The sequence below is a fragment of the Rhodococcus sp. UFZ-B548 genome (genome assembly GCF_903819475.1).
Taxonomy (GTDB): domain Bacteria; phylum Actinomycetota; class Actinomycetes; order Mycobacteriales; family Mycobacteriaceae; genus Rhodococcus_F; species Rhodococcus_F erythropolis.
On record NZ_CAIJDS010000136.1, the window covers coordinates 1 to 2,211 of the forward strand.

Annotated in this window: 1 protein-coding gene; it reads left to right on the forward strand. The window is 60.7% G+C overall.

The window, feature by feature from the left end:
- On the forward strand, window positions 1-2,211 hold a 2,211-nt coding region (locus tag H7C86_RS36810; protein WP_182263507.1), incomplete at both ends, for a non-ribosomal peptide synthetase.

Genomic DNA, 2,211 nt, shown 5'->3' on the forward strand with positions numbered 1-2,211 from the left:
CTTCGACGAGGGTTCGGTTGTGGTGTTGGGTGAGCGTTTGGTGCGTGTGTTGGGTGGGTTTGTGTCGGGTGTGGGTGTGGGGGATGTTGATGTGTTGGGTGGGGTGGAGCGGTCGTTGGTGTTGGGGGGTTGGTCGGATACTGCTCGTGTTGTTGGTGGTGGGGCGAGTTTGGTGTCGTTGTTTGATGAGCAGGTGGTGCGTTCTCCGGGTGCGGTTGCGGTGGAGTTCGAGGGTGTGGGTGTTTCGTTTGGTGAGTTCGATGCGCGTGTGAATCGGTTGGCTCGTCGGTTGATTGCGGAGGGTGTTGGTCCGGAGTCGTTGGTGGGGTTGGCGATTCGTCGTAGTGTTGACATGTTGGTGGGTATTTATGCGGTGTTGAAGGCTGGCGGTGCGTATGTGCCGTTGGATGTGGATGCGCCGGTGGATCGTGTGGCGTTTGTGGTGGAGACGGCGCGTCCGGTGTGTGTGTTGTCGACGGTGCGTGATGGTTTTGTCGGTGTGGGTGGGGTGCCGGTGTTGTTGGTGGATGTGGTGGATGTGTCGGGGTTCGATGCGTCGCCGGTGGTGGATTCCGAGCGGTTGGGTCGGTTGCGTGCGGAGAATACGGCGTATGTGATTTTCACGTCGGGGTCGACGGGTCGGCCGAAGGGTGTGGGGGTCTCGCATGCGGCGATTGTGAATCGTTTGTTGTGGATGCAGGGGGAGTACGGGCTTGGTGCTCGTGATGTGGTGTTGCAGAAGACGCCGGTGACTTTTGATGTGTCGGTGTGGGAGTTGTTCTGGCCGTTGCAGGTTGGTGCGCGGTTGGTGATTGCGGTTCCGGATGGTCATCGGGATCCGGGGTATTTGGTGCGGACGATTGTGGAGTCGTCGGTGTCGGTGGTGCATTTTGTGCCGTCGATGTTGTCGGTGTTCGTGGAGTCGTTGGCGGATTCTGTGGTGGCTGATTCGGCTGGGTCTGTTGGTTCGGTGGGGGCTGGGTCGTCGTTGCGGTTGGTGTTTGCTTCGGGTGAGGCGTTGTCGGTGTCGGTGGCGTCTCGGGTGGGGGAGGTGTTGCCTGGGGTTGGTTTGCATAATTTGTATGGTCCGACCGAGGCTGCGGTGGATGTGACGTTCCATGAGGTGGTGGCGTCGGATTCGGTGGTGGTGCCGATTGGTCGTCCGGTGTGGAATACGCGGTTGTTGGTGTTGGATGCGTGGTTGCGTCCGGTGCCGGTGGGTGTTGCGGGTGAGTTGTATCTGGCGGGTGTGCAGTTGGCGCGTGGGTATGTGGGGCGTGCTGATTTGAGTGCGGATCGGTTTGTGGCGAATCCGTTCGGTGTGGTTGCTGGTGAGCGGATGTATCGCACGGGGGATGTGGTGCGGTGGTCTGTTGACGGTGAGGTGGAGTACATCGGTCGTAGTGATTTCCAGGTGAAGTTGCGGGGGTTGCGGATCGAGTTGGGTGAGATTGAGGCGGTGTTGTCGGCGCAGGTGTCGGTGGCGCAGTCGGTTGTGGTGGTTCGTTCGGATCAGTTGGTGGCGTATGTGGTTGGTGCGTCTGGTTTTTCGGTTGATGTGGATGAGTTGAAGTTGGTTGTGGGTGGGGTGTTGCCGGGGTATATGGTGCCGGCGCATGTTGTGGTGTTGGATGCGTTTCCGCTCAGTGTTGCGGGGAAGTTGGATCGGCGGTTGTTGCCGGAGCCGGTGGCGGTGGCTCGGGTGTGGCGGGCTCCGGTGTCGTCGGTGGAGTTGTTGGTGGCGTCGGTGTTCGAGTCGGTGTTGGGTGTGTCGGGTGTGGGGCTCGATGATGATTTCTTCGAGTTGGGTGGTAACTCGTTGATTGCGACTCAGGTGGTGTCGCGGTTGGGTGCGGCGTTGGAGTCGTCGGTGCCGTTGTCGGTGTTGTTCGATGCGTCGTCGGTGGGGGCGTTGGCGGGTGTGGTTGCTGCTGGTGTGGGTGTTGGTGGTCGGAAGGCGTTGGTGGCGGGGGTTCGGGCGTCTCGGGTGCCGTTGTCGTTGGCGCAGCAGCGGATGTGGTTCTTGAACCAACTCGACACCGAGTCGACTTCCTACAACATCCCGATGGCTCTGCGCTTGGAAGGGGCGTTGGATGTGGAGGCGTTCCGGGCTGCGGTGACGGATGTGTTCTCCCGTCACGAGGCGTTGCGGACGATGTATCCGACGGATGCGGACGGCCCGTATCAGGTGGTCGTCCCGACCGCAGAAGC